17 protein-coding genes and 1 pseudogene are annotated in these 18,744 nt (G+C 64.1%); 10 read left to right on the plus strand and 8 right to left on the minus strand.

The genetic code is table 11. The features are described 5' to 3' along the window. Positions 1-848, minus strand: an 848-nt coding sequence (locus Q0S16_RS21270) for a hypothetical protein (RefSeq protein WP_295852698.1), incomplete at its 3' end; no start/stop codon positions are given. A 124-nt stretch (positions 849-972) separates the two neighbouring features. On the opposite strand from Q0S16_RS21270, the gene Q0S16_RS21275 reads away from it, so the two are divergent. Next, positions 973-1,776 carry a RibD family protein gene (locus Q0S16_RS21275; RefSeq protein ID WP_295852701.1) on the plus strand — a complete coding sequence of 268 codons (804 nt, stop codon included), beginning with the start codon at positions 973-975 and terminating at the stop codon, positions 1,774-1,776. Here Q0S16_RS21275 and Q0S16_RS21280 read toward each other — a convergent pair. The 4 genes from Q0S16_RS21280 to Q0S16_RS21295 all read right to left on the minus strand — a co-directional run bounded on the left by Q0S16_RS21280 (position 1,737) and on the right by Q0S16_RS21295 (position 4,989). Further along, positions 1,737-2,546 carry a class I SAM-dependent methyltransferase gene (locus Q0S16_RS21280; RefSeq protein ID WP_295852703.1) on the minus strand — a complete coding sequence of 270 codons (810 nt, stop codon included), beginning with the start codon at positions 2,544-2,546 and terminating at the stop codon, positions 1,737-1,739. The two genes, Q0S16_RS21275 and Q0S16_RS21280, sit on opposite strands and share 40 nt — an antisense overlap. Beyond that, entirely contained in the window at positions 2,543-3,520 is a 978-nt protein-coding gene (locus tag Q0S16_RS21285; protein WP_295852706.1) for a glycosyltransferase family 4 protein, read from the minus strand. Before Q0S16_RS21285 ends, Q0S16_RS21280 begins: the two co-directional genes overlap by 4 nt. Positions 3,521-3,588: 68 nt before the next feature. Further along, positions 3,589-3,990 carry a 6-carboxytetrahydropterin synthase gene (locus Q0S16_RS21290; protein ID WP_295852709.1) on the minus strand — a complete coding sequence of 134 codons (402 nt, stop codon included), beginning with the start codon at positions 3,988-3,990 and terminating at the stop codon, positions 3,589-3,591. A 9-nt stretch (positions 3,991-3,999) separates the two neighbouring features. After that, positions 4,000-4,989, minus strand: coding sequence for a zinc-binding alcohol dehydrogenase (locus tag Q0S16_RS21295; protein WP_295852713.1), 990 nt, complete (start codon positions 4,987-4,989; stop codon positions 4,000-4,002). Between the two features lie 24 nt (positions 4,990-5,013). Between Q0S16_RS21295 and mdoH the strand changes: the two genes are divergently transcribed. The 4 genes from mdoH to Q0S16_RS21315 all read left to right on the plus strand — a co-directional run bounded on the left by mdoH (position 5,014) and on the right by Q0S16_RS21315 (position 10,216). Next, entirely contained in the window at positions 5,014-6,879 is a 1,866-nt protein-coding gene (gene mdoH / locus Q0S16_RS21300; RefSeq protein ID WP_295852716.1) for a glucans biosynthesis glucosyltransferase MdoH, read from the plus strand. 86 nt (positions 6,880-6,965) lie between these two features. Then, positions 6,966-7,631: an FkbM family methyltransferase gene (locus Q0S16_RS21305; protein ID WP_295852744.1), complete on the plus strand. Its 666-nt coding sequence runs from the start codon at positions 6,966-6,968 to the stop codon at positions 7,629-7,631. Next, positions 7,615-8,958, plus strand: coding sequence for a hypothetical protein (locus tag Q0S16_RS21310; RefSeq protein WP_295852720.1), 1,344 nt, complete (start codon positions 7,615-7,617; stop codon positions 8,956-8,958). The genes Q0S16_RS21305 and Q0S16_RS21310 overlap by 17 nt, the downstream gene beginning before the upstream one ends. Positions 8,959-9,016: 58 nt before the next feature. Continuing rightward, a complete protein-coding gene (locus Q0S16_RS21315; RefSeq protein ID WP_295852723.1) occupies positions 9,017-10,216 on the plus strand; it encodes a hydantoinase/carbamoylase family amidase in 1,200 nt (399 codons plus the stop codon). Positions 10,217-10,223: 7 nt separating this feature from the next. Here the strand turns inward: Q0S16_RS21315 and Q0S16_RS21320 are convergent, their stop codons facing one another. Genes Q0S16_RS21320 through Q0S16_RS21330 form a run of 3 tightly spaced genes read right to left on the minus strand, consistent with a single transcriptional unit; the run spans position 10,224 to position 12,882 of the window. Next, positions 10,224-11,636 (minus strand): adenylate/guanylate cyclase domain-containing protein, encoded by a 1,413-nt coding sequence (locus Q0S16_RS21320; protein WP_295852725.1) that lies wholly within the window; start codon positions 11,634-11,636, stop codon positions 10,224-10,226. Continuing rightward, on the minus strand, positions 11,582-12,223 hold the full coding sequence (locus Q0S16_RS21325; RefSeq protein WP_295852728.1) for a DUF2147 domain-containing protein: 642 nt from the start codon (positions 12,221-12,223) through the stop codon (positions 11,582-11,584). Before Q0S16_RS21325 ends, Q0S16_RS21320 begins: the two co-directional genes overlap by 55 nt. Beyond that, on the minus strand, positions 12,220-12,882 hold the full coding sequence (locus tag Q0S16_RS21330) for a DUF3313 domain-containing protein (RefSeq protein ID WP_295852732.1): 663 nt from the start codon (positions 12,880-12,882) through the stop codon (positions 12,220-12,222). Before Q0S16_RS21330 ends, Q0S16_RS21325 begins: the two co-directional genes overlap by 4 nt. A gap of 320 nt (positions 12,883-13,202) precedes the next feature. Here Q0S16_RS21330 and Q0S16_RS21335 point away from each other — a divergent pair, with 320 nt between their 5' ends. The 5 genes and pseudogenes from Q0S16_RS21335 to Q0S16_RS21355 all read left to right on the plus strand — a co-directional run. Continuing rightward, on the plus strand, positions 13,203-13,856 hold the full coding sequence (locus Q0S16_RS21335; RefSeq protein WP_295852734.1) for a TetR/AcrR family transcriptional regulator: 654 nt from the start codon (positions 13,203-13,205) through the stop codon (positions 13,854-13,856). 382 nt (positions 13,857-14,238) lie between these two features. Then, positions 14,239-15,408, plus strand: a complete 1,170-nt coding sequence (locus Q0S16_RS21340) for an amidohydrolase/deacetylase family metallohydrolase (RefSeq protein WP_295852737.1) — start codon at positions 14,239-14,241, stop codon at positions 15,406-15,408. 312 nt (positions 15,409-15,720) lie between these two features. Continuing rightward, entirely contained in the window at positions 15,721-17,325 is a 1,605-nt protein-coding gene (locus tag Q0S16_RS21345) for an ABC transporter substrate-binding protein (RefSeq protein ID WP_295852740.1), read from the plus strand. Positions 17,326-17,342: 17 nt separating this feature from the next. After that, the gene (locus Q0S16_RS21350; RefSeq protein ID WP_295852743.1) at positions 17,343-18,284 is read left to right on the plus strand and encodes an ABC transporter permease; all 942 of its coding nucleotides are present in this window, start codon (positions 17,343-17,345) and stop codon (positions 18,282-18,284) included. Beyond that, positions 18,281-18,744, plus strand: a pseudogene (locus Q0S16_RS21355) (ABC transporter permease); the annotation flags it as partial. The gene Q0S16_RS21350 and the pseudogene Q0S16_RS21355, both read left to right, overlap by 4 nt.

Raw genomic sequence — 18,744 nt, forward strand, 5'->3', positions numbered from 1 at the left:
TAGGCCCGCATCTTGTTGGCAAGGCCGAGCCCGCGGCCTTCCTGCGCCAGATAGAGAATGACGCCGCCTCCGAGATCCTCCAGCCGCTGCAGTGCGAGCCGAAGCTGGTCACCGCAATCGCAGCGTCGTGAACCGAACACGTCGCCCGTCAGGCATGCCGAATGCATGCGCACCGGAACGACGTCCGCGAAATCCGGCTTTCCGATAATGACGGCGACGGGACTGCCACCCATCGCATCACTGAAAACGATGAACCGCGTGGGCAAGCCCGAGCTGAGCGGCACCGAGGCCTCACTCGCGATGACGAGCCGACGAATGGCATTTTCTGCGAAGCGGGCGATCGCTTCCGCCTCGACGCTGACGAGGCACTCATCGCAGAAGAGAGGGCGGCCAGAGACGTCTGCCGCCAGTACCGCCGGCAGGCTTTGCGACAGCTTGACGAGTTGAATAGCGGCTGTGGCGAGGCCCGCCGCTGGCCGGGCGTCCGGGATGCGATCGTGTGTCGGATCGGTGACGAGAGCGAGTATCGCTCTTGCATCGGCCTCGGCTGACAGCGGTAATTCCATCGGCGTTGACGCCGCGATGCCGAGCGCACGCGCGCGGCGATCGGTGACGACAAGCCGGGGCGCGGCCTGTCCGCAAAGCGCCAGGAATTCAGCAAGGCGCTTCTGGTCGAGACCTTCAACCGGCAGCGCGAGCAGCGCGCGGTCGCTCGTGGTGATCAGTACGGGCCGGCGCCCGTGGAATTCGCCGAGACCGCGGCTGACACTGGTATGTCCACAGCCGCCAAATAGAGCGGAGTTCGCCCCCGTCTGTGCCTCACGCATTCCGCCACTTTCCATCGTCATTCCAGTGTTCGTGCAACCCCGCGCGCGTGAAATCATTCCGCTCGCCAACAAATAGTTTTTCAAGCATGGTAGTCTGCGGATGTTGGGTCTATGCACCCACAGAGCCTATAACTGCGGCGTGTCGATGACCGATGTTCTCTCAACCCGATCTGTTTCCTCCGACCTGTGGGAGGAATTCAATAATACTTTTCGTAATGGGCCGGCGCCCCTTCCGCAAGGCTGGGCCGAAGTGTTCGGTCCACTGCATAAGGGCGCCGTGGATGATCTGGTGATCGTCGGCCAGACCGGCCAGTCACTCGATGGTCGGCTAGCGACAGAAACCGGACATTCAAAATATATCAACGGGCCTGAAGGGCTGACGCATTTGCATCGGCTACGTTCGCTCGTGGACGTGGTGGTTGTCGGCGTGGGGACTGCGATCGCCGACGATCCGCTATTGACCGTGCGCCGGGTTTGCGGGCCGCAGCCGGCGCGCGTGGTGATTGACCCCGGCGGTCGCCTCGGTGCCGGCGCCAAGATGTTCGCTGACGACGGCGTGCCGCGTCTGCTGATCACGGCGCAAGGCACGCATGTGTCACCGCCGCCTGGCGTGGAAGTCGTGGTGTTGCCGGCGGTCGACGGAAGAATCTCACCCGCGGCGATTGTTGGCGCGCTCGCCGACCGCGGCATGCGCCGTATGCTGATCGAAGGCGGCGCCAATACGATTTCGCGTTTTCTCGTCGCCGGATATCTCGACCGACTGCACATCATGGTGGCCCCCGTCATCCTCGGCGGCGGCGGTCCCGGCCTGATCCTGCCGCCGCGGGCACGTGCCGACGAAGCGCCGCGTATGTCGATGGCCGTACACAGGATGGGCGAGGATGTGCTGTTCGATTGCGATCTGTCGGATCAGCGCGTGGCGCTTGGCGTTGCGAAAAAGTCGGCATGACCGACACGGAGCACGGAGCGGCCGGCTGCCACTAAATCGCGCCGGCGCCTGAGCCAGGCGCTGATCTCGGCGCGCGGAAGGGCATCTACTTCCCGCGCCGCGTTGGCCCATCCGGCGAGCAACTCGCTTTGCATCGCAGGGGCATCCGGGCCGATCACCCAGTCCGATGTACCGCGCACGACGGAATAGCCGAGCGCTTCGAAGCGCGCGATCGCCAGCGCCGCCGCCGCCGGGCCGAGCGCGGGTCCAAAGCCCTTGTCAGTGCGCTGGTGCGCATTGACGGCGGCGATGATGGCCACGTCGAGCGGGTCGTGCGGCGTGAGCGCGATCCGTCCGTCATAGCTCAGCGCGGCATAAAGCGGAATTGCGCGCGTGACCATCTCAACCACGAGCCGGTCCAGCCAGGTTTCGGAGACCAGATCGAGCAGGGCGGAGGTCGCGACCAGATCGACGACGCCATCGAGCATGGCTTCGAGATCGCGGTTGAGATCGAGCGGGACCGCGGACAGCGTCGCATTGTTGTCGCGCGGGCTCGCTGTGGCGCGGGCGAGCAGGCTGAGATCATTATCGACCAGTTTCCAGTTCTGCCGCATCGGCAGAAACGGGTTGAGCGCACGCAAGGTCGACCCGGTTCCGCAGGCGAGATCGACGATCTGCACCGAGCTACAAAGTTCGAGAAAGGTGGCCACCGCCTCGATCACGGTGGAATTGCGCGCGCGCAAATCATGAGGCTCGCGCAGGGTCAGCCATTCCGCCGAGAAGCCGGTCATGCCAGTCGCTCCAGCGCGCGTGCAAAGATGGCGGCGGAGTGCGGCCATGTGGGAAGCTGTTCGGCTGCGGTTCGTGCGGCGCCAGCCAAGCGCTGTCGCAAGGCGGCGTCGCCGATGACCCGGCGCAACGCCTCGGCAAGTCCGGCGATGTCACCTGGTTCAACCAGCAGACCTGCATCCGATGGCACGGTGTCCGGTATCGCGCCGCCATTTGTGCCGACCACCGGCAGCCCATGCGCGAGCGCCTCGGCATAGGCCATCCCATAGCCTTCGAAATAAGAGGCGAGGGCGAAAATGTCGGCTTCGGCATACAGCTTCGCGAGGTGAGACGGCGACACCACGCCGGGGGTGACCACGCGATCGGTCAGCCCGTAACGCGCGATGTCGGCATCGAGCCGCATGACGGCATGGTTGTCTCGCGTGCGGTCGCCGACAATCATCAGCTGCCAGGGCAGCTCGGTCAGGGTCGCCAGCGCGGCAATCAGCACGTCAAATCCTTTGCGCGGCACCACCGCGCCGACCGATAGCAGCCGAACGATACCGTCCTGGCTGCCTGGCGCCGGCGCCACGGGATCGCTTCCTGGCCTGGCGACGGCAATGCGCGCGGCCGGTACGCCATAGTCGGCCGTCAGCAACCGCGCGGTTTCCGCGCTGGTGACGATGACGCCGTGAACCGTCGCCAATGCGGCCCGTTCGCTGGCGCGGAGTTGGCCAGCCCGCGCGACGGACAGGCCGGATTCCATGGCAAGCGGATGATGCACGAGCGCAAGCAGCGGATGATGGCCTGCAAGCTGCGCGGCGGCCTCGGGCAAGACGCCGAGGGCCAGCCCGTCGACGACGACCGGGCGGCCGGCCGGGATCGCCCGCAACTGGTTCGATGCCGTCTCGCGCGTCGCCGGGCTGGGCCAGGGAAAGCCCTCGCCCAGATTGAGGACGTCGACTTGCCAGCCGAGGTCGCCGAGCTCGGCGATCATGCGCCGGTCATAGGCGTAGCCGCCTGTCGGCGTGGCAAGATCGCCCGGCACGGCGAACACGACAGGCTTCACCACAAATCGGCTTCGTACCAGGCGCGCGCCACATGCGACTCGGAGAGGGTGACGCGGATCGCCTTCAGCTCATGGCCGTCGCGGCCAAATTCACCGGCGCGCGCGCCCTTGGCCAACTGGTCGAAGATGTACTTGGTCAGAAATTCGGTGGTCGTATTGCTGCCCTTGAATTCGGGCACCTCGTCGAGGTTGCGATAATTCAGCGCCGCCGCTACCGCCTTGAGGGCGTCGAGGGCGCGGCCGATATCGATGACGATGCCATTGCTGTCGAGCGTTTCGGCGATGAAGGACGCGTCGATGACAAAGGTCGCGCCGTGCAACGCCTGCGCCGGTCCGAACACCGCGCCTTTGAACGAATGGGCGATCATGATGTGATCGCGAACTTCAACTGCGAACAAGGGAGCTCCTTAAGGATAGGCAATGAGCTGGCATAACACGCCGCTGCCGGGGGCGAGAATGTCGGGTAGCCTGCGTGGCAGATCCTTAAACATAACCGGCGACGTCAGCAATGCGTCGAGCCGCGAGTCCGCCAGCATGGCGAGCGCGGCGGCAAGCCGTCGGCGATAGGTCCAGCGTGGCCGGTGCGATGGTGCGATCTGGCCGACCTGGCTTGAAATCAACCGCAGCCGGCGGCTGTGGAAGGCACCACCGAGCGCCAGCGTCACGGGAGCGTCGCCATACCAACTCAGTTCAAGCACAGTTGCCTCCTGACCGGCGAGCCCGATGGCGGTGTCGAGTCCGGCCGGATTGCCGCTGGCGTGAACGACGACGTCACAGTCACGGTCCGCGGTCCCGGGCGTTGCGAAATGAACCCCGAGCGTCCGTGCCAATTCCGCTCGTGCCGGATTGATATCGACCAGCGTCACCTCGGCGCCGGGAAGCCGCCCGCACAAATACGCGACCAGCGCGCCGACCACGCCGGCGCCGACGATGGCGATGCGGTCGCCCGGACCCGGTGCCGCATCCCACACCGCGTTGAGCGCTGTCTCCATGTTGGCTGCCAGCACCGCGCGTTGCGGCGGCAAGTTTTCCGGCAGCACCAGCGCGGCGCTGGCCGGGATGTTGAAATAACTCTGGTGCGGATACAGTGAAAAAACCGTCCGCCCGATCAGGTCGTCCGCTCCGTTTTCAACCCGGCCGACAGTGGCGTAGCCGTACTTGACCGGAAATGGAAAATGGCCGGCCATGAAAGGCGCCCGCATCCGCTCGAATTCGCTCGGCGGCACGCGCCCGGCAAGCACCAAGGCCTCGGTGCCGCGGCTGACGGCACCAAAAAGCGCCCGTATCCGCACATCACCCTCGCCGGGGGGCGGCAGCGATTCTTCGCGGAGGTCGGCTGCTCCGGGGGCGCTGTACCAAAGTGCTTCGACAATATCTTCGGACTGGCTGATCGCCACGTTTGTTTTTCCCTGTTGGACTTTATGACGGTTCGCGGTGTTATATCATTCGCATTTCCGTCGAGAGATAAGAAGTCCAGCCGCGTGTCCAAGCATTTTCCCCCGCAAGCCATAACAGTCCCCGCAGCCGGAAATGAATTATTCGGCCGGCGCCTGCTGTTTGCCGTCCTTTTCTTGAGCACCATGGCCGGATTGCTGGCGCTCGCCGCGCTGGCACTGGAGCCGGGCGGCTTCGGCGCGGTCGATATCGCGCTGCTGGCATTGTTCGCCGTTACGCTTCCCTGGACGGTGGCGGGCTTCTGGAATGCCGTGATCGGGCTGCTGATCGTGCGGTGCTGCGACGATCCGGTGGCAGCGGTGATGCCGATGGCCGCGCTGGTTGGCGGCGACGCGCAGGTGACGGCATCAACGGCGATCCTGTTGTGCGTTCGCAACGAGGCGCCAGAGCGAATGATCCGCAATCTTGAGCCGATGCTCGCCGGCCTTGATGCCTCCGGTTGCGGCGGACGCTTCAGCCTCTACGTGCTGAGCGACAGCGGCGATGCCGCGATCGCCAGTTCCGAGGAAGCCCTGTTTGCCGAGCTGGCCGCGCGCTGGCGCGACCGGATCGCGATCATCTACCGGCGACGCGCCGTCAATACGGGCTACAAGGCCGGCAACATCCGCGATTTTTGCGAGCGCTGGGGCAGCAGCCATGATTTCGCGCTGACGCTCGACGCCGACAGCCTTATGACCGCTGATGCCGTGCTGCGTCTCGTCCGCATCATGCAGGCCAATCCGCGGCTCGGCATTCTACAGGGGCTGATCGTGGGGCTTCCATCCCGCAGTGCCTTCGCTCGCATTTTTCAATTCGGCATGCGGCTCGGCATGCGATCCTATACTTTGGGCAGCGCCTGGTGGCAGGGCGATTGTGGACCCTATTGGGGACATAATGCGGTGTTGCGGCTCGCGCCATTTACCGAACATTGCGGCCTTCCGGTGCTGTCCAAGGACGGCGCGGATGATCGTCACATTCTCAGCCACGACCAGATCGAAGCGGTGTTGATGCGCGCGGCAGGCTACGAGGTGCGCGTGCTGCCGCGGGAAGATCTCGGGTGGGAGGAAAACCCGCCCACGCTGATCGAGTTTGTCGGACGCGATCTTCGCTGGTGTCAGGGCAACATGCAGTACCGCTCCTTCCTGACATTGCCTGGCCTGAAGCCGGTGAGCCGCTATCAACTGGCGCTGGCGATCATGATGTTCATTGGCTCGCCGGCCTGGATCGGCTTGCTGCTGCTCGGCACGCTTGCTGTTGCTTTCTCCGATACGCCAGCGAATTTCATCGACGCTGGTCCCGGCATGGCGCTATTCATGTGCGTGTTGATAATGTGGTTCGCGCCAAAAATTGCCAGCGCCATCGAGGTCCTGTTGGACGCCGATCTTCGCCGCGGCTTTGGCAGCGCTGGGCTCTTCATCGTCAATTTGATGATCGAGACCTTGTTCTCGATTTTGCTGTGTCCGATCCTGTGGTTCGGCCACACCATCTTCCTCGTTAAGTCGCTGTTCGGCCGCGAGATCGGCTGGAACGGACAGGTTCGTGACGGGTATGCCGTGCCGTTCACGCTGGCGCTGCGTCATTTCTGGCCTCACACGCTGTTCGGGTCGGCCGTGCTGGGCCTGTTGCTGGCGACACAGCCAGGCGCGATTCCCGTCGCGCTGTTTCTGGCGGCGGGGCCGGCGCTGGCCGTTCCCTTCGCGATGATCACCGCCTCGCCGAGGCTCGGCAGGCTTGCCACCCGTCTCGGCATCGGTCGGCTTCCAGAAGAGACCGTCGCGCCGGCGATGCTGTCGGCGTTGGCGCCGCCCGCAGCGGAGGCCGCGGCGCCAGTGCCGCGACCCATTTCGGTTTGAAGGCGATGTTCGAACGTCTCAGGATCGCACGCGGCATTCTCCGGTCGCTGTGGATTTATTATGGAGACCGGCCGCGTGCCGTGGCGATGGACAGGCTCCATGCCGGCTTTGCGCGGCGCGGCGACCTGGTATTCGATGTCGGCGCCCATGTCGGCGACCGCGTGGCCTCGTTCCGCAGGCTCGGCGCGCGGGTCGTCGCGGTTGAACCGCAGCCGGCGCTGGTCGCGGTGCTCAAGCTGCTCTATCGGCGCGGTGGGGATGTCGTCATCGAGCCGGTAGCGGTCGGCCGTCGCGCGGGCGAGACCAGCCTGATGGTCAATATCGACAACCCCACGGTTTCGACGGCGTCGTCTGCCTTCGTGACGGCCGCAAGTGGTGCGCCCGGCTGGGATGCGCAGCGCTGGACCCGAACGCTGACGGCGTCGGTGACGACGCTGGATGCGCTGATCGACAAACACGGAACTCCCGCCTTCATCAAGATCGACGTCGAAGGTTTCGAGCATGAGGCCCTGGAGGGCCTGTCACGCGCCGTCAAGGCACTGTCATTCGAGTTCACGACCATCCAGCGCGATGTCGCGCTGGCCTGCATCGCGCGCTGCGCCGCGCTGGGTTACACGCGTTTCAACGCCGCGCTCGGCGAGAGCCAGTCCCTGGTCAACCCCGCCTGGATCGACGGCGAGCAGATCGCCTGCTGGCTCGTAGCGCTGCCGCATGCGGCGAATTCCGGGGACATCTATGCCGCGCTCGCCTGATCGAGCTACGCCATCGCGGCTGCCGCTGCGCCTGTCCGTGGCAGCGGCCGCGCTGATCGCCGCTGGCTACGCCCTGACGCTGGCAATCTTCTATCCGGGCGTGATGACCTACGACGCCAAATTCGTTTATGGGGATATCGGCAAAAGCGTGCTCGGCGACTGGCAGTCCCCCGTCATGACGGTGCTATGGGGTCTGATCGATCCGATCGCTCCCGGCGCCGCCAGCCTGTTCCTGCTGATCGTGACCTCGTACTGGCTGGGCTTCGCGCTGCTGACCTTTACGCTGGCTTACCGATCGAGCCGGCTGGCCTTGTTGGTGCCGCTGCTGGCGCTGGCTCCGCCAGCCTTCGTGCTTGTCGGGATCCTGTGGCGGGATGTGCTGTTCGCCTCGATCTGGCTGGTCGCTGCCACGACCGTGTTCGCCGCCGCGGGCTGTCGCGCCCGCTTTCGCCTGCCCGTGCAGGCGCTGGCGCTCGTGCTGTGTGCCCTCGGCGTGCTGCTGCGCCCGAACGCGCTGATCGCCGCACCTGTGCTTGCTGCCTACCTCCTCTGGCCTGCACAGCTATCCCTGAAGCGGAGCGCCATCCTGTTCGTGCCGGCCGTGGCGGGTTTGTTCGCGCTGGTACAACTGGTCTATTACAACGCGCTTGGCGCGACGCGACAGCATCCGTTGCACTCGATCATCGTGTTCGACCTCGGCGGCATCAGCCATTTCAGCCAGCACAACCAGTTTCCCGTTACCTGGAACGCGGCGGAGCAGGCGCTTCTGCTGAACGGTTGCTACCAGCCGACCCAATGGGACATTTACTGGCGGATCGAGCCGTGCGAGTTCGTGATGCGCAAGCTGGAACGTGAAGAGAAGCTGTTCGGGACACCGGCGATGGCGGATGCCTGGGTGCGGGCGGTGATGAATTATCCCGTAGCCTATCTGCGACATCGCACGGCCTTCATGTGGAATTTCCTGGCCGGCGACAATCTGGTGATGTGGCTGGCGGACGTCGAACGCCCGACGGAGATGGTGTTCGCCGACAGGCCAGCCTTTGTCGCGCTGGTCGGGCTGCACGACCGGCTCAAGGCGACGCCGTTGTTCCGAACCGGCTCATGGTTGCTGGCTTGCCTTGTCGTCTGCGCGGTGTCGTGGCGACGAAGAGAGACCGCCGAGGGCGCTTTCGCAATCGGCGTGTGCGGATCGGCCGCGGTCTACGTCATGACTTTCCTCGTGATCGGCGTCGCGTCGGATTTCCGCTACGGATACTGGGCTGTTCTGGCGGCTCTCGCAGGTGGTAGCGTGGTGATGCTCGGCCCGCCCCGTCCCCGGACCGGCTGACCAGTTAGAGAACGCTCGCCGCCATGCTGCGAGCCGCGGCGCCGCCAAGGAGATAAAAATGCAGCTTGATACCAATCGTTTCCTGCGGGATCTGCGGTCGCTCCGCGATATCGGCCGATACCGCACCGGCGTGCACCGGCCGACCTACGGCGCCGAGGACATGGCGAGCCGGCACTGGCTGTGTGAGCGGCTTGTTGAAGTGGGTCTCGAGCCGTCGATCGACGGCATCGGCAATGTGTTTGGCCGCGGCCCGGCAACGGGAACGCGCCTGCTGGCGGGAAGTCATCTGGAGACGCAAAATCACGCCGGCTGGCTGGATGGCGCGCTGGGAGTCGTCGGCGCGCTGGCGCTGGCCCGCGCCGGCCTTCCCGTCGATGTCTGCACCTATGCGGATGAGGAGGGGCATTACGGCAATATGATCGGAAGCCGCAGCCTGATCGGTGATTTGTCCGAGCAACAGATCGATCTGGCGCGCAACAAGAATGACGGCACCAGCCTGCGGGACGCGCTGGCGTCCGCCGGCCTTGCCGGGCGACCGCGGCTGATGCCGGATCTGAGCCGCTACAAGGCGGCGATCGAGATGCATATCGAGCAGGGCACGCAACTGGAAAGCGCCAATCACCGCGTCGGTGTGATCACCGGGATCGTCGCCATCCAGCATTGGCGGATCACATTCGAGGGTCAGCAGGACCACACCGGCGGTACGACGATGGGGGAACGACGCGATGCCGGGCTGTCGGCCGTGCGCTTTCTCTCCCAGATCGACCAGGAATTTCCGCGCATCTGCGGCGAGCGCACCGTATGGACGACGGGACGAATTGTGCTGGAGCCCAATTCGACCGCGATCATTCCAGGGCGCGCCGAGATCGATTTTTCGTTCCGGGATCTGTCCTCGGAAGTGATGGAACGGCTGCGGGCCTGCCTTCGCCGGCTGCTGCAGGAAAGCAACCGGCGCGAGCGTTGCACAGCGACCATGCAGCAGATCAGCGAATTGCAACCAACATTGTGCGATCCGGCGATTCTCGATGCGTTTTCCTTAGCGGCGGGCGAATTGTGCCCGGATCACTGGCAAAAGATGCCCAGCGGCGCGATCCACGATTCCAACGTGCTGGGCCGACGGCTGCCGGTCGGCATGCTGTTCGTCCCCTCCATCAACGGCATCAGCCACCACTGGAGCGAAGACACCAAGGAAGAAGACCTCGTGATGGGAATGCAGGTGTTCGCGCGCGGCGCCGAGGCCTATCTCGCGAACGGGTGATGGCTTCTCAGTCACAGATGCGATTCGAGTTTGTGTGCTGTCGCGGTACCGCGTCGGTCGCGCGGGAAGCCTCCTCACGAGTCGTCGTCCAAATCTGCTGCTCGCGTTGTAGTCCACGCAATGTGAACCTACCGACAGGCTCGAGCTTGCGGCTGCACCTTTGCGCAAAACTGTCTGAAGCCAACAGGGAGCGGCCGGTTTCGTCGCACAGTTCTTCGATGCGGCTCGCTTCGTTGACGGCGCGCCCGATCACGGTGAAATCCAGCCGTCTGTTGGTGCCGACATTGCCGTAGACCACTTCGCCAAAATGCAGCGCCAGATCGACATCCAGTCCCGGCAGTCCACGGGCGCGCCGTCTTGCGTTCAGGTCGCGGTTAGCGGCCTGTGCCTGCATGGCCGCATCGAGAGCACCGGCACATGTCACGCAACAGCCGCTGCCGTGGTCCGGCACCGGAAAGATTGCAAGAAAGCCATCGCCTGTGAATTTCAGTATTTCGCCGCTATGCCGCCCGACAGGCTCCCCGACGGCATCGAGATGTTCGTTCAGCCAACCCACCACGGTGACTGGATTCTCTCGCTCGGTCAGCGCGGTGAACGCACGGAAATCTGCGATCAGGATCGCAGCGGAAACGGTCTGGCCTTCGCCGCGCCGGATATGGCCCTCGAGGACGCGCGCGCCGGTAGCCTTCCCTAGGTAGACGGCAAGGGTTTCCTGCAAGGTGCGCGACAGGCCGAGCTTGCAGATGGCAAGACCAAGCGTCGGAATAACCTCGGCGAGGACGGCGAGATTATTCGCGCTGAACCCCTCGTTGACGTCGGTTGCAAACGAAACCGAGACGCCCTTGAGGGCCGTGCCAGGTGCGAACCAGATGATGTGCTGGACAAAATCAGTCCCGCCGTCGGCCCGCAGTTGATGTAGCGCCGGAATCGTGGTGATGCGATCCATGTCATCGTGCAGCCGCCACCTAGCGAAAACGCGGCCGTTTCTCACGAGCGATTGCGCGGGATGCTCCGCGGGGCCGGCGACGCCGGCGTCGTCATGCGATGCGGTGATCAGCGAGGCGCCGCCATCCCGGCGCCACTCGAGGCGTACCGAGTGGATGGAAGGGTCGATGGTCGGCGCAATGACGCTGACCCGCCACAGTGGCATCCCCTGTTCGCACAGCGCCGCACAGAGTCCGTTCACAAGAGCGACCCCGTCATCAAGGGCGGTTGCCTGTCCGGCCAACCATTGGGTGATGCGGGACACCGCCGGCACCCTCGCATTCACCTGCATGACATCAATTGCGTGGTTCGCAGCGCGTGACGCGGAAAGCCTGGTGGTGAAAGGTACCGAGCGCGAACTCGCAAAAACGGTTTGCCCGATCATCGGCCGGCCTTTGCCGAGGTCTGTGACTTGACCACCAGCGGTCGTGCCCATTCCTTTTCCGGCTTCGGTCCTGACGGGTCACCGGTCGCGCCCACCAACTGGCCCGGAAGTGCGTCATTGGTTACGAGCCAGACCTGGGTCGAGCAAAATACCGAGAACATGCAGCCCCGGACCTTCAATGAACTGGCGGTCTCGCGCCAAATCGAGATCGAATAAGATTTGCCGTCATCCGCATTGTAGATTTCGCCGAGGAAGTGCCGCTCCCAGCTGGGCTTCAGACCGGCGAGCAACTGGTGACCGAGCAGCAACCGCGATCGCGCCGTAGGATCCGGATTGAGCTTGTCTTTGATCGGCTGCCCCTTGGCATCGATTGCCTCTTTCATCCAGACGACGTAGCCGCAAACCAGTTCCATTGACGTGCCGCATCGCTCGATACGGATGCGGGCGCGACCATCCTCAGTCGCCCAAGTGCCGCTCGGATCGATCGCGGTCGCGGCGCGGCTTGGGCTGGTTGCCGACAGCAGCAAAATCGCGGCGAACGCGCTGCGCAAGCTCACGCGAACAAAGTTCATCATCGTCAATGCCTTTCGTTTTGCCGGACGATACGGGCCCGGTCGGTGTTGCGAAAAAGTAGTCATCTCAATTGTGCGAGCAGCGCATCGGCACCGGCGTCGATGCCGGCTTCGGCCGCGCTGAGCGCGCCGACGCTGGCCTGGATGTTGTAGGGGCTCGGATACTGCTTGGAGACGAAGGCGCTCAGCAGCCGGCCGTTGGCCGCATCGAAAATCTCGACCGCGTAGATGACGGAGCCAGTCATCGATCCCTCGCCATCGCGCGCGGCCTGCACGCCGTTATAGACGGCGCCAGCAAGATCGAATCGAGACATGGTGCCGAGCAGGGGCGTGTTGGGGACGGCGCCGGTCAAAGTCAGTCGCACGCGCAACGTGTTTGGTCCGCGAGTGCCCACCACGGAAAAACGGGTACGCAGCTTGTCGACAAAACGTGTTTGCAGCATCGTTGCGAGCAGCGACTTGTCCTGTTCGGACATCTCTCCGAACTGTTGGTCGGCACCTCGGTAGACAGCGACCGGATCGAGCATGACCTTGTCGTAGGTGCGCCAATCCACCTGCGTTTGATAGCGATAGGGGATGCGACCGGATCGATCGGACGGGTTTGGAGCCATGTGTCGCGAAGTTGCGATCTCTGTGTAGGCCACCGGCGTGAGGCCCGCGCAGCCACCGGTGGCGACGCAAAGCGCCAGCACGGCGAGCCTGCGGTGGTCGCTGAATTGCCTCATCTCGATCTCCAATGCTGGCCAGTCGGATTGCCGGCGCCGGTGGGTTATAAACCGACCAGGCGGTTTGTAAACAGGAATTTTGCGGCACGGCATCCCGGGCCATTTCGCGGCAATGCCTCGCGCTTCGGATCGCGGCCGCCGCGTCGCGGCACCCGGGTGCCGGGGCTGGCTGGTCTTCGATGTCGCTGGTGGGGGGCGCTAACTTGACATCAACAGCGCGCTGTTACTTTTACAGCGGACGCTGTTCTTCCTGGCCGCCATCAACCGGCCTTAAACGCCGGTCACCCGCAGCAGGGAAGCCAGGCGCAAAGAGTGACACGATGGACAACCCCTCTCGTTCGGAACGATCCCGCAATGCCGCGCTGGAGGCCGCGCTCGCCATCATCGCGCGCGATGGCCCCGGCCGCTTGACCCTTGATGCCATCGCGCGTGAGAGCGGGCTCAGCAAGGGTGGGCTGATGCATCAGTTCCGCACCAAGGACGCTGTGTTGAAAGCGTTGCTGGACCGGCAAGTAGCCTATTTTCAGAATTTTTCCCGAAGCTACATGGAAGAACATGGTGCTGAGTCATCGCAACCGGAACTTGCTTCGCAAATTGCGACATCGCGCGAGACGCTCTCCAGGCCACATTCCGCAGCTTTTGCCATCCTTGCGGCATTGGGCCAGGACCCGGAGCTATTGATCGGCACGCGCGAGATTGATGCCGGGAAAGTAAAGGCGATCAAGGCCGAGGCCGCGGACCCGCAGTTGGCCTTGCTACGCTGGTCAGCAGCGCGAGGACTGGCGCTCACGGCGATGTTCGGTCTTTGCCCGTTGAGCGACAAGGAGCGCGAGCAACTTTTTCATAGGCTGCTCGACGATAGCCAGTGGACGGTGCTCGCAAAACCGGCAACGCCGGCCAAATCCGCGAAACCGCCGAAGCTGGCAAAGCCGCGGGCGTCCCGGGCCATGGCCGTAACCGCCAAGCGCCGATGAAGACGATCACGCTTGCACGGTCATCGACCTGTTCGGTGGCGGGCTACTTTCGCAAACCTGAAAGCGAAATCGCGCGGAGTGCGAGGCGATTGCGCGTCAGAGTCGCAGACGGCACTCGTCGCTCGTAAGGCTGCACAGACCGCGTACAGAGATGATGAACCGGTTCCGCGAAAGGTTTGCGGACATTGCGGCCCACCGAACCTGTGCCTATGCTGATCGCATGTCCCGCCCAGGCCACTTTCTGTGGACCGGTTCTCTTTAACCTGTAGTTCGCGAAGTGCCTGCGTGGCAGACGCGGTCACCTGGCAGGCCAATCGTCTTTCATCGCGTTCTGCAACGGCCGCGTCCAACGGCTTCCTTCACAGTGCTTTCAGGAGACACCATGACCTTCGACACCATCCTGCGCGGCGGCCGAGTCATCGATCCCTCGCAAAAACTCGACGCCGTGACGGATGTGGCCTTCGCCGGCGGCAAGGTGGTCGCCGTCGGCAATGACCTCAAGGCCGGTCCCGCCACCGATGTGCGCGAGGTGTCGGGCTATATCGTCTCGCCGGGCCTGATCGACCTGCACATCCATGTCTATTGGGGCGGCACCTCGATCGGCATCGACGCCGAGGAATTCTGCCGCACCTCCGGCGTCACCACCGCCGTCGACACCGGCAGCGCCGGTCCGGGCAATTTCGCCGGCTTCCGCAAGCATGTGATCGAGCCGAGCCAGGTCCGTATCCTGGCCTATCTGCATGTCTCGCATGCCGGCATTTTCGGCTTTTCGCAGCGGGTGATGGTGGGCGAGAGCGAGGAAATGCGGCTGATGAATCCGCTCGACGCCGTCACGGTGGCCGAGGCCAACCGCGACCTGATCGTCGGCATCAAGGTGCGCGTCGGCCTGCATGCCTCGGGCGCGTCGGGGATCGCGCCGCTCGACATCGCGCTGCAGGTGGCGGAGCAGGTCGGCATGCCGCTGATGGCGCATATCGATCATCCGCCGCCGAGCTACGAAGAAGTGCTGGCGCGGCTGCGTCCGGGCGACGTGCTGACGCATTCGTTCCGTCCGTTTCCCAACACCGCGGTCACCGCCCAGGGCACGGTGAAGCGCGCGGTTCTGGAGGCGCGGGAACGCGGCGTCATCTTCGACATCGGTCACGGCAAGGGCTCGTTCGCCTTCAAGACCGCCCGCGCGATGCTGGCCAACGGCTTTTATCCCGACACCATCTCGTCCGACGTCCATACCTTGTGCATCGACGGCCCGGCCTTTGATCAGGTGACGACCATGTCGAAATTCCTGTGCATGGGGATGCCGCTGCCGGATGTGATCGCAGCCTCGACCGTCAACGCGGCGATGGCGATGCGGCGTCCGGAACTCGGCAGCCTGAAGCCGGGCAGCGTCGGCGACGCCACCATTATCGCGATCAAAGAGGGCCCGTTCGATTATGTCGACGTCGTCGGCGAGCATCTGATCGGCGACCGCAAGATCGCCTCCGAGGGCGTCGTCATCGCCGGCCGCTGGTGGCACCCGCAGGAAAACTCAAAATTCAAGGTGCTAGCGGGGTAGGGCCTGGCGCGATGACCTTGTGTCCCGGACGCGCCGCAGCGTTCTTCACGCTGCTGCGCCGATCCGGGATCCCGGTCGCTCCTTGAATAACCGGGGCCCCGGATGCGCGGCGCACCACGCCGCGTCCGGGGAACGAAATTGCGCGAAATACCTGGCTGCAATCCTGACGCCTCACGCGCTCTGGCATACCGATTGCAAGCAAAACAGGCAGATCGCCATCGATCTGACTGGACCGCATCCCGCATTGGCGCCGAAGCTTCGGCCGAGCACATGGGGAAGGCTGCGGCAGCAATTTGAGACCTGGAGAATTTCATGGATCGCAGGAACGTATTGAAGGGATTGGCCGGGGTCGGCACCCTGGCGGCGACGGGTGGATTTGCCATGCCGGCGCTTTCGCAAGGTGCGTCCGCCAAAACCCTGCGCTTCGTGCCGCAGGCCAATCTCGCCAATTTCGATCCGATCTGGGGCACGCAATATGTCGTGCGCAATGCCGCGGCTTTGGTGTGGGACACGCTGTACGGCCTCGACGAAAAACTGGTGCCGCAGCGCCAGATGATCGAATCCGAGCAGGTCTCCGATGATGGGCTGGTGTGGACCTTCAAGCTCCGGCCGGGGCTGAAATTCCACGACGGCGAGCCGGTGCTGAGCAAGGACGTGGTGGCCAGCCTGACGCGCTGGTCGGCGCGCGACACCATGGGCCTGATGATCAAGGCGATCCAGAACGACCTCGTCGCGGTCGACGACCGGACCTTCAAATGGTCGCTGAAGCTGCCTTACCCGAAAATGTTGCTGGCGCTGGGCAAGAACAATGCGCCCTGCGCATTTATTATGCCGGAGCGCCTGGCCCAGACCGACCCGTTCAAGCAGATCGCCGATTATGTCGGCTCGGGCCCGATGAAATTCGCGAAGGCCGAATGGGTGCCCGGCGCCAAGGCGGTGTTCGAGAAATTCGGCGATTACGTGCCGCGGCAGGAGAAGGCGTCGTGGCTCGCCGGCGGCAAGCAGATGCTGGTCGACCGCATCGAATGGCTGGTGATCCCGGATCCGGCGACCGCCGCGGCCGCGTTGCAGAATGGCGAGGTGGATTGGTGGGAGTCGCCGATTCCCGATCTGGTGCCGCTGCTCAAGAAAAACCGCAATATCAGCGTCGATATCGGCGACGCCCTTGGTAATGTCGGCGCGTTCCGGATGAACCATCTGTTCGCCCCCTTCAACAATGTGAAGGCACGGCGCGCCGTGTTGATGGCGCTGAGCCAGGAAGATTACATGCGGGCGCTGGTAGGCGACGATCCGGCGCTGTGGAAGCCGCTGCCGGGTTTCTTCACCCCGGACACGCCGCTCTACACCGAGACCGGCGGCGAGATCCTGAAGGGCAAGCGCGATCTGACGGCGGCCAAGAAGCTGCTGGCCGAGAGCGGCTATAATGGCGAGCCGGTCACCTGCGTGGTGGCGCAGGATCAGCCGATCACTAAGGCGCAGGGCGATGTCACCGCGGATTTGCTGAAACAGTTGGGCATGAATGTCGACTTCGTCGCCACCGATTGGGGGACGGTCGGTTCGCGCCGCTCGCTGAAGACGCCGCCGGCGCAGGGGGGCTGGAACATGTTCCACACCTGGCATGCCGGCGCCGACTGCCTCAGCCCGGCCGGCTACAACGCCATTCGCGCCAATGGCGACAAGGCGTGGTTCGGCTGGCCCGACAGCCCGGCCGCGGAAAAGGAAATCACCTCCTGGTACGAAGCCAAGAATCTCGATGAGGAGAAAGCCGCGATCTCGCGCCTCAACAAGGCGGCCCTCGAAGACGTGGTCTATGCGCCGACCGGCTTCTTCCTCGGCTACACGGCGTGGCGCAAGAACGTCTCCGGTATCGTGAAGGGTCCGTTGCCGTTCTTCTGGGGCGTTTCGAAGACCGCATGACAGAGCGGTAATTCAAGATGCTCTCTTACATCCTGCGGCGTATTCTTTCGACGTTGCCCGTCATGGGCATCGTCGCGATGTTTGTCTTCAGCCTGCTTTACCTGACGCCGGGCGATCCGGCGGCGGTGATCGCCGGCGACCAGGCCAGCGCCGCCGACATTGAAAAGATCCGGCAAGGCCTCGGCCTTGACCGGCCGTTTCTGGTGCAGTTCGGGGCGTGGTCCTGGGGCATCCTGCACGGCGATCTCGGCACCTCGATCTTTACCAACCTGCCGGTCGCCTCCTTGATCGGGCAGCGCATCGAGCCGACGCTGTCGCTGATGGCGATCACTTTGGTGCTGACCATTCTGATTGCCGTGCCGCTCGGCGTGATGGCGGCGTGGAAGGCGGGGACCTGGATCGACCGCGGCATCATGGCCTTTGCCGTGTTCGCGTTCTCGCTTCCGGTCTTCGTGGTCGGCTATGTGCTGGCCTATGTGTTCGCGCTTGAACTCGAATGGCTGCCGGTGCAGGGCTATACGCCGCTGGCCCAGGGCGTCTGGCCATGGCTGCAGAATCTGATCCTGCCGTCGATCGCGCTCGGCAGCGTCTATATCGCGCTGATCGCGCGCATCACCCGGGCGTCGATGCTCGAAGTGCTGCAGCAGGACTACATCCGCACCGCGCGCGCCAAGGGGCTCGATCAGCGCAGCATCCTGTTCGTTCACGCGCTGAAGAACGCCGCCGTGCCGATCGTCACCGTGATCGGTATCGGTATCGCGCTGCTGATCGGCGGCGCGGTGGTGACCGAGAGCGTGTTCGCGATCCCCGGCCTCGGCCGATTGACCATCGACGCCATCCTGCGCCGCGACTATCCGGTGATCCAGGGCATCGTGCTGCTGTTCAGCTTCGTCTATGTGCTGGTCAATCTGATGGTCGATATCACCTACACGTTGGTCGACCCGAGGATCCGCTATTGACCCTTCCGAGCACCAGCCAGGTTGCGATCCCGCCGGGTCTCGTCATTGCGCCGCCACTTCCGGATCTGCTTCGGCCGGTCAAGATCCGGCGCGGCTTTTTCGGCTTCCTGCGCAATCATCCGACGGTGGCGATCGGCGGCGGCTTGCTGCTGTGCCTCGTACTGATGGCGGTGTTCGCGCCCTATCTCTGGACCGTCGATCCGACCGCGTTGGCGCCGGCGCGGCGCACCCGCCCGCCATCGGCGGCGTTCTGGTTCGGTAGCGACATGCTGGGCCGCGACATCTATTCGCGCGTGCTGTACGGCGCGCGGGTTTCGCTCACCGTCGGCCTGTCGGTGGCTGCTTTGGCCACGCTCGCGGGTCTCGCCATTGGTCTGGTCGCGGGCTTCGTGCGCTGGTCGGACGGCATCATCATGCGCTTCGTCGACGGGCTGATGTCGATCCCGCCGATCCTGCTGGC

The sequence above is a fragment of the Tardiphaga sp. genome (assembly GCF_025356345.1).
GTDB lineage: Bacteria > Pseudomonadota > Alphaproteobacteria > Rhizobiales > Xanthobacteraceae > Tardiphaga.

Excerpts from the sequence above, each read along its gene's own strand:
- Q0S16_RS21275 (WP_295852701.1), top strand. The coding sequence starts at position 973 with ATGACCGATGTTCTCTCAACCCGATCTGTTTCCTCCGACCTGTGGGAG.
- Q0S16_RS21280 (WP_295852703.1), bottom strand. The coding sequence starts at position 2,546 with ATGACCGGCTTCTCGGCGGAATGGCTGACCCTGCGCGAGCCTCATGAT.
- Q0S16_RS21285 (WP_295852706.1), bottom strand. The coding sequence starts at position 3,520 with ATGATCGCCGAGCTCGGCGACCTCGGCTGGCAAGTCGACGTCCTCAAT.
- mdoH (WP_295852716.1), top strand. The coding sequence starts at position 5,014 with ATGACGGTTCGCGGTGTTATATCATTCGCATTTCCGTCGAGAGATAAG.
- Q0S16_RS21305 (WP_295852744.1), top strand. The coding sequence starts at position 6,966 with ATGGACAGGCTCCATGCCGGCTTTGCGCGGCGCGGCGACCTGGTATTC.
- Q0S16_RS21310 (WP_295852720.1), top strand. The coding sequence starts at position 7,615 with ATGCCGCGCTCGCCTGATCGAGCTACGCCATCGCGGCTGCCGCTGCGC.
- Q0S16_RS21315 (WP_295852723.1), top strand. The coding sequence starts at position 9,017 with ATGCAGCTTGATACCAATCGTTTCCTGCGGGATCTGCGGTCGCTCCGC.
- Q0S16_RS21320 (WP_295852725.1), bottom strand. The coding sequence starts at position 11,636 with ATGGGCACGACCGCTGGTGGTCAAGTCACAGACCTCGGCAAAGGCCGG.
- Q0S16_RS21325 (WP_295852728.1), bottom strand. The coding sequence starts at position 12,223 with ATGACTACTTTTTCGCAACACCGACCGGGCCCGTATCGTCCGGCAAAA.
- Q0S16_RS21330 (WP_295852732.1), bottom strand. The coding sequence starts at position 12,882 with ATGAGGCAATTCAGCGACCACCGCAGGCTCGCCGTGCTGGCGCTTTGC.
- Q0S16_RS21335 (WP_295852734.1), top strand. The coding sequence starts at position 13,203 with ATGGACAACCCCTCTCGTTCGGAACGATCCCGCAATGCCGCGCTGGAG.
- Q0S16_RS21340 (WP_295852737.1), top strand. The coding sequence starts at position 14,239 with ATGACCTTCGACACCATCCTGCGCGGCGGCCGAGTCATCGATCCCTCG.
- Q0S16_RS21345 (WP_295852740.1), top strand. The coding sequence starts at position 15,721 with ATGGATCGCAGGAACGTATTGAAGGGATTGGCCGGGGTCGGCACCCTG.
- Q0S16_RS21350 (WP_295852743.1), top strand. The coding sequence starts at position 17,343 with ATGCTCTCTTACATCCTGCGGCGTATTCTTTCGACGTTGCCCGTCATG.